Raw genomic sequence first — 6,732 nt, forward strand, 5'->3', positions numbered from 1 at the left:
CCGATTCATGAAGGAACCGATCGGCCAGCAGCCTGCTGCGGTACGGCGGTCGACGAAGTTGCTATGCAAGCTGCATACCTGCGTGCCGCTCGGACTTTTGCTAGCGTAGTTTTGAATAAATGAAGGACTCACAATACGGACAAGGGGGCTTTTGCATGATTCTGGTCATTGATAATTACGATTCATTCACGTATAACTTAGTACAGTACTTAGGTGAGCTTGGCGAGCAAATCGTCGTCAAACGCAACGATGAAATTGACCTTGATGGAATCGCGGCGCTTGCTCCCGATCATATTCTCATTTCTCCAGGTCCATGCAGTCCGAATGAAGCGGGAATCAGCCTGTCGTTGATCGAACGCTTCAAGGGAGAAATTCCGATCTTTGGCGTTTGCTTGGGCCATCAGTCGATTGGACAAGCATTCGGCGGCGAGGTTGTTCGTGCCGAGAAGCTCATGCATGGCAAGACCTCGGAAATTTTCCATGACGGCAAGTCGGTCTTTGCGGAGATTCCTTCCCCATTCACGGCTACCCGCTATCATTCGCTGATCGTGAAGAAAGAGACGCTGCCCGATTGCCTGGAAATCAGTGCGGAGACGGCAGAGGGCGAGATTATGGGTTTGCGGCATAAAGAATATCCGATCGAGGGCGTACAATTTCATCCCGAATCGATTATTACCGAACATGGTCTGACGCTGCTTCGTAATTTCTTGGCTAAACGGGTAGGAACGGCGCTATGAGCTTCGTTGGCTGGAACGGATCGATTAAACGAGCGGAGGAAACCGTGATCTCAGTCAACGATCACGGTTTTTTATATGGGATGGGATTATTCGAGACATTCCGTACGTACAACGGCAAGCCATGGCTTCTGGAGCGTCATCTGGAGCGGCTTATGGCGGGCTGTCATGAGCTGGGGATCGGCTATGAAGCGGATGCGGATGCAATCCGTACATGGCTTGCCCAGTTGATGGAGGCAAACGGTCTTCAAGAGGCTTACGTACGACTGACGGTGACAGCGGGAGAAGCCGGACTCGGTCTGCCGCAGTCCGATTACGCGAATCCCAATGCGGTGCTTCTCGTCAAGCCGCTGCCGGAACCAAGCGAGCGGCTGTACCGCGAAGGCAAGGAGCTTGCTCTTTTGAAGACCTGCCGTAACACCCCTGAAGGGAACATCCGGTTCAAATCCCTTCATTACATGAATAACATTATGGCCAAGCGGGAATTACAGGGAATCGGAGCGTCATCTGGAGCCGAAGGGCTTATGCTTACGCGCGAAGGCTGGCTGTCTGAGGGCATCGTCAGCAATCTCTTTTTCGCTTGCGACGGCATCGTTCATACGCCGTCGCTTGAAACGGGCATTCTGCCCGGCATTACAAGGCAGTATGTGATGGAGCTTGCGCGTTCGGCCGACCCGGGCTTGGATGTCGCAGAAGGCTTCTACGGTTGGGAGGATTTGATTCAGGCCGATGAAGTCTGGGTAACGAATTCGATACAGGAGCTTGTGCCCATCACGTCGCTGCGCGACAGAGACGGGCAAACGGCAAAAGTCGGAAGCGGGTTGGCTGGACCCGTTACCAGACAGTTGTTATCGGCTTATAGAGGCGGAGCCGGGGGTTCTGTCATTCCTCATTAGATGATTGCTGATGAGATTAAATGTTCATAATGGAAGGGGCATAATTATGCAGGTATCCAATACGAAGGATAGCCTCTATCGGCATGTATACGATTTTGGTGAAGGAGTCACGCTGGAGCTGGGCAAACACACCCTCATTATGGGCATTTTGAACACGACGCCGGATTCCTTCTCGGACGGGGGGCGCAATCGGACCGTCGAGGATGCTGTCGCCCACGCCCGTACCATGGTAGAAGCAGGCGCAGACATTATCGACATCGGCGGCGAATCCACACGTCCCGGCTTTGAACCTGTTCCCCTTGAGGAAGAGCTCCGGCGCGTTATACCGGTCATCCGCGCAATTCGCGAGGCGCTGCCCCATGTGACCCTGTCTATCGATACGTATAAAGCTGATACGGCGCGGCGTGCGCTTGAAGCAGGCGTGCACATCATCAACGATATATGGGCATTGAAGGGAGACCCCCAGATGGCTGCCGTGGGGGCGGAATTTGGCTGCCCGGTTATCCTTAACCACAACCGTCAGGCGATGGATTATAAAGAGCTTCTGCCAGATGTTCTTGCGGATCTCCAGGAAAGCATTCAGATTGCGAAGAAGGCCGGCATTGCAGACGCATCGATTTGGCTTGATCCAGGCATTGGTTTTGCCAAGACCGCGGAAGACAACAGATACCTGATGGCTCATCTGGATGAGTTTGCTAAGCTGGGCTATCCGGTGCTGCTCGGAACGTCCCGCAAGAGGTTTATCCGCGATACGCTGCAGCTCCCGGTAGACCAGCTCGCTTTCGGTACGGCTGCTACCGTCACGCTCGGCATTGCGCAGGGCTGTCAGATTATCCGTGTTCACGACGTACGGGAGATGAAGCAGAACGCTCTTATGGCCGATGCTATTATATATGGAGCAACAGATGCATCAATAAAGCGCATCTAAGACAACCGGTCAAGCTGAAGAGGCTTGGTTGGAACACGCTGCGAGGAGGAGTCAGGCATGGATTTAATGATGCTCAAAGGGATGCGCTTCTATGGGTACCATGGCGTATTTCCGGAGGAGAACAAGCTGGGACAGCAATTTATCGTCGATGTCGATTTGCGTCTGGATTTGACGCAGGCCGCGGAGAATGACGAACTGGAGGCAACCGTCAATTATGCGGAGCTTCATGCGCTGGTGAAAAACATTGTCGAAGGACCGCCTTTTAAACTCATTGAGGCGTTGGCCGGTCATATTGCATCGCGGCTGTTCGACGCTTATACTAGTGTAAATGAAGTGACGGTCCGCGTAACGAAGCCTCACCCGCCGTTCGATATTCATTTCGACGGGGTGACGGTAGAGTTAAGCAGAAAGCGGGAAGCCTAGATGTCCAGAGATAACGAAGCTTCACCGCAGACAACTTCTCAGGCTTATATTGCGCTCGGTTCCAACATGGGCGACAGGGAACAGATGCTGCGCCAAGCGCTTCTTGCGCTTCAGGAGCATGCATCGATTAACGTGCTTCGCGTATCGAAGGTGTATGAGACCGATCCGGTCGGCTATACCGATCAGTCCGCCTTTCTGAATATGGCCGCGCTACTAGAGACGACGTTAGCGCCGATGCCGTTACTGCGGGCGATGCTTCAGATCGAGCAGCAGCTCGGCCGGAAGCGGGAGGTTCGCTTTGGTCCGCGTACGATCGATTTGGATGTGCTGCTCTACGAAGATGTGCGCAGCGACGAAGAAGAATTGATACTGCCGCATCCGCGCATGATGGAGCGTGCATTTGTGCTTGTTCCGCTTCATGACGTTCTGCAGCCAGGGCATTCGCTCCAGCAGCAGGTCGGGCAAGCGGCGAACCGGGCGTTACAGGATGGAGGGGAAGGCATCGCGTTATGGAATACGATCAATTGGCAGGACGCGTCCGCGCCTTCAGAAAGCTGAAGGGCTACACGCAGCAGCAGTTGGCGGAACGGCTGGATATTTCCGTAGCCGTACTCGGCTCCTTGGAGCGGGGAACGCGTAAACCGGACCCGAAGCTGCTGGAACGCATCTCGGAGACGCTTGGTATCAGCTATGAAGAACTAACGGAAACCAATAGACGACAAGACTAAGGAATAACCATATAAGAAAGCAGGGGCGTGCTTGACCGCCAGAGCAGCGCATATTAGCGAACGCCCTCGCGAGGAATTCGAAAAGGAAGTGAGGACGTCATGCTTAAGATTGGTAACATTGAGATGAAAAATAAGGTTGTGCTTGCGCCTATGGCAGGTGTGTGCAACCCTGCTTTTCGACTGATCGCCAAAGAATTTGGCTGCGGGCTCGTATGCGCAGAAATGGTGAGTGACAAAGCGATCCTGCATGGAAATAAACGAACGCTCGAAATGCTGTATGTAGACGAACGGGAGAAACCGCTCAGTCTGCAAATTTTCGGCGGCGATCGCGAATCGCTTGTCGAAGCGGCGAAGGTTGTCGATAAACAGACCAATGCCGACATTATCGATATCAATATGGGCTGTCCGGCGCCCAAAATTATTAAGTGCGATGCAGGCGCCAGATGGCTGCTCGATCCGAACAAAATTTACGAGATGGTCTCGGCTGTCGTTGAGGCTGTCGACAAGCCTGTTACGGTCAAGATGCGAATCGGATGGGATAGCGATCATATTTATGCCGTGGAGAATGCCCAAGCCGTAGAACGTGCGGGAGGCAGTGCAGTGAGCGTTCATGGGCGGACGCGGGAGCAATTGTATACCGGCAAGGCGAATTGGGATATTATAAGGGATGTCAAAGGAGCGGTAAAAATTCCAGTCATCGGTAATGGCGATGTCGCCTCTCCCGAGGATGCGAAGCGGATGCTCGATCATACCGGCTGTGACGGCGTTATGATCGGACGCGGCGCGCTGGGTAATCCGTGGCTGCTGTACCGGGCGGTCCATTATCTGACGCATGGCGAGCTGCTGGCTGATCCGACTCCGCGCAAGAAGATGGAGGTTGCGATTCTCCATATGGACCGGCTTGCCAAGCTCAAGGGCGAATCGGTAGCCGTACGCGAAATGCGCAAGCATCTTGCCTGGTATTTGAAGGGTCTTCCAGGCGCAGCGCGGATCAAGGACGTCATCATGGAAGAAACAAGCCGCGACAACATGGTCGGCATATTGGAACAATATATCGCCTCTCTCGGCGAAGAAAGCGAAGTGCCGGTACCCGCATCGGCACCGGAGCAGGGAGAAGTGGCGTACGGTTAACAAGGAAGCGGCTTGCTTAGCAGGCCGCCCTTGTCCTGGGAAGGGGTAAAGCGTTTTCAGCAGGCGAATGCCTGCGTTGACATTTGGGGCAAAATTGAAATATAATCTTTCAATAATCAGAATATGATGATTTAGCCATCTCAACTTTACACTTCTATACAACTGGATTTGCGCGGTATGTCATCAATGCTGTAGAACGCAATAGATTAAGTAACAGTGAATTCATACGTGGTATGAAAAAATATCACACGACAGGAGATTAGGAAAGATGGGCGACAAAGAGATTATTCTGACTCAGGAAGGGCTCAGAAAGCTTGAAGATGAGCTGGAGAATTTGAAGTCCGTTAAGCGCCGCGAGGTTGCCGAGCGGATTAAGATCGCAATCGGGTACGGCGATATCAGCGAGAACTCGGAGTATGAAGACGCCAAGAATGAACAGGCCTTCATCGAGGGACGTATCATTACGTTGGAAAAAATGCTGCGGAATGCGCGAATCATCAACAATGATGAAATCGATATTGATACCGTAAGCATCGGTTCGATTGTTGTCGTTGAAGATTTGGAGTATGGCGATACGATGGAATACACGATCGTAGGAACCGCTGAATCCGATCCATCGCAAAACAAGATCTCGAATGAAAGTCCGGTCGGTAAAGCGATTCTCGGCAAGAAGAAAAGTACGGTCGTCGAAGTCAATGTACCTGCCGGCATTATTCAATATAAAATCGTCGACATCAGAAAGTAAGATCCGGACCTAACTTTGCAAAAGCTTCCCTCTGGAAGCTTTTTCAGCATTTAAGGTCTTCCCATCCGAGATATCCTTGATGAAGGAAGACATGAACGTACATACGCTTCCCAATGCGAACTCTTGCTGCACGAAGAGCTCATTGCAGAGGTTGTACAGTAAACTTTTTAGGAGTTGAAGAAATTGGAGCATCAAACGCAAGAACAAGAATTAAGCGAATTGCTGAAAATCCGCAGAGATAAGCTGGACGAGCTGCGCGGGCTGGGCGTGGACCCGTTTGGCGGCAAGTTTGAGCGGTCGCATTCGGCTAAACAAATCGTCGATGCCTATGAAAACACGTCGAAGGAAGAGCTTCACGAACAGAATATTCAGGTGAGAGTGGCTGGCCGGATTATGCAGAAGCGGGGCATGGGTAAGGCAAGCTTTGCCCATATTCAAGATTTGAGCGGCAAAATTCAAATCTACGCCCGTAAAGATACCGTTCCTGAAACGCAGTATCAAGCCTTCGACTTATTGGATATCGGGGACATTATCGGAGTTAGCGGAGTCGTGTTTAAGACGAATACCGGCGAAACCTCCATTAAGGCGGAGGAAATCACGGTATTGTCCAAATCGCTGCTGCCGCTGCCGGATAAGTATCATGGTCTTAAGGACGTCGAGCTGCGTTACCGCCAGCGCTACGTCGATCTGATCGTGAATCCGGATGTACAGCAGACGTTCATTCTGCGTTCGCGGATTATCCAATCCATGCGCCGCTACTTGGATGCGCGCGGCTACTTGGAAGTGGAGACGCCGACACTGCATTCCATTGCAGGCGGAGCGGCCGCAAGGCCTTTCATTACGCACCACAATGCGCTTGATATGCAGCTGCATATGCGGATCGCGATTGAGCTTCACTTGAAGCGGCTGATCGTCGGCGGAATGGAGAAAGTGTACGAAATTGGCCGCGTCTATCGCAATGAAGGCATCTCTACACGTCATAATCCGGAATTTACGATGATTGAATTGTACGAGGCTTATGCGGACTATAAAGATATTATGGCGCTTACCGAGTCGCTTGTTGCACATATTGCGCAGGAAGTGCTTGGAACGATGAAGATCGATTATCAGGGGCAAGAGGTTGATCTTACGCCGTCTTGGCGCCGGG

General features: G+C 52.1%; 9 protein-coding genes (1 of these 9 cut by a window edge). All 9 read left to right on the plus strand.

Annotated features, from left to right (window positions below):
• The first annotated feature begins 155 nt into the window (after window positions 1-155).
• Window positions 156-737, plus strand: a complete 582-nt coding sequence (gene pabA / locus L1F29_RS00350; RefSeq protein WP_258386450.1) for an aminodeoxychorismate/anthranilate synthase component II — start codon at window positions 156-158, stop codon at window positions 735-737.
• On the plus strand, window positions 734-1,630 hold the full coding sequence (locus L1F29_RS00355; RefSeq protein ID WP_258386451.1) for an aminotransferase class IV: 897 nt from the start codon (window positions 734-736) through the stop codon (window positions 1,628-1,630). Before pabA ends, L1F29_RS00355 begins: the two co-directional genes overlap by 4 nt.
• Before the next feature lie 46 nt (window positions 1,631-1,676).
• Window positions 1,677-2,558, plus strand: a complete 882-nt coding sequence (folP, locus tag L1F29_RS00360; RefSeq protein ID WP_258386452.1) for a dihydropteroate synthase — start codon at window positions 1,677-1,679, stop codon at window positions 2,556-2,558.
• 57 nt (window positions 2,559-2,615) lie between these two features.
• A complete protein-coding gene (folB, locus tag L1F29_RS00365) occupies window positions 2,616-2,981 on the plus strand; it encodes a dihydroneopterin aldolase (protein ID WP_258386453.1) in 366 nt (121 codons plus the stop codon).
• Window positions 2,982-3,539, plus strand: a complete 558-nt coding sequence (folK, locus tag L1F29_RS00370) for a 2-amino-4-hydroxy-6-hydroxymethyldihydropteridine diphosphokinase (RefSeq protein WP_258386454.1) — start codon at window positions 2,982-2,984, stop codon at window positions 3,537-3,539. It begins immediately after the preceding gene.
• Entirely contained in the window at window positions 3,491-3,709 is a 219-nt protein-coding gene (locus tag L1F29_RS00375) for a helix-turn-helix domain-containing protein (protein ID WP_258386455.1), read from the plus strand. The genes folK and L1F29_RS00375 overlap by 49 nt, the downstream gene beginning before the upstream one ends.
• A gap of 99 nt (window positions 3,710-3,808) precedes the next feature.
• Complete coding sequence (dusB, locus tag L1F29_RS00380; RefSeq protein WP_258386456.1) at window positions 3,809-4,840, plus strand: tRNA dihydrouridine synthase DusB; 1,032 nt, start codon at window positions 3,809-3,811, stop codon at window positions 4,838-4,840.
• 268 nt (window positions 4,841-5,108) lie between these two features.
• Window positions 5,109-5,585, plus strand: coding sequence for a transcription elongation factor GreA (gene greA, locus L1F29_RS00385; protein ID WP_258386457.1), 477 nt, complete (start codon window positions 5,109-5,111; stop codon window positions 5,583-5,585).
• Between the two features lie 183 nt (window positions 5,586-5,768).
• On the plus strand, window positions 5,769-6,732 hold the 5' portion of the coding sequence (lysS, locus tag L1F29_RS00390) for a lysine--tRNA ligase (protein WP_373876464.1). 542 nt of this gene lie beyond the right edge of the window; 964 of the gene's 1,506 nt are visible here — the first part of the coding sequence; it begins with the start codon at window positions 5,769-5,771; its stop codon lies off the right edge, out of view.

Source organism: Paenibacillus spongiae (assembly GCF_024734895.1).
Taxonomy (GTDB): domain Bacteria; phylum Bacillota; class Bacilli; order Paenibacillales; family Paenibacillaceae; genus Paenibacillus_Z; species Paenibacillus_Z spongiae.

What these genes read in the sequence shown, in the direction of transcription:
- folP (WP_258386452.1), top strand. Translation starts at nt 1,677, where the DNA reads ATGCAGGTATCCAATACGAAGGATAGCCTCTATCGGCATGTATACGAT.
- pabA (WP_258386450.1), top strand. Translation starts at nt 156, where the DNA reads ATGATTCTGGTCATTGATAATTACGATTCATTCACGTATAACTTAGTA.
- folB (WP_258386453.1), top strand. Translation starts at nt 2,616, where the DNA reads ATGGATTTAATGATGCTCAAAGGGATGCGCTTCTATGGGTACCATGGC.
- L1F29_RS00355 (WP_258386451.1), top strand. Translation starts at nt 734, where the DNA reads ATGAGCTTCGTTGGCTGGAACGGATCGATTAAACGAGCGGAGGAAACC.
- folK (WP_258386454.1), top strand. Translation starts at nt 2,982, where the DNA reads ATGTCCAGAGATAACGAAGCTTCACCGCAGACAACTTCTCAGGCTTAT.
- dusB (WP_258386456.1), top strand. Translation starts at nt 3,809, where the DNA reads ATGCTTAAGATTGGTAACATTGAGATGAAAAATAAGGTTGTGCTTGCG.
- L1F29_RS00375 (WP_258386455.1), top strand. Translation starts at nt 3,491, where the DNA reads ATGGAATACGATCAATTGGCAGGACGCGTCCGCGCCTTCAGAAAGCTG.
- greA (WP_258386457.1), top strand. Translation starts at nt 5,109, where the DNA reads ATGGGCGACAAAGAGATTATTCTGACTCAGGAAGGGCTCAGAAAGCTT.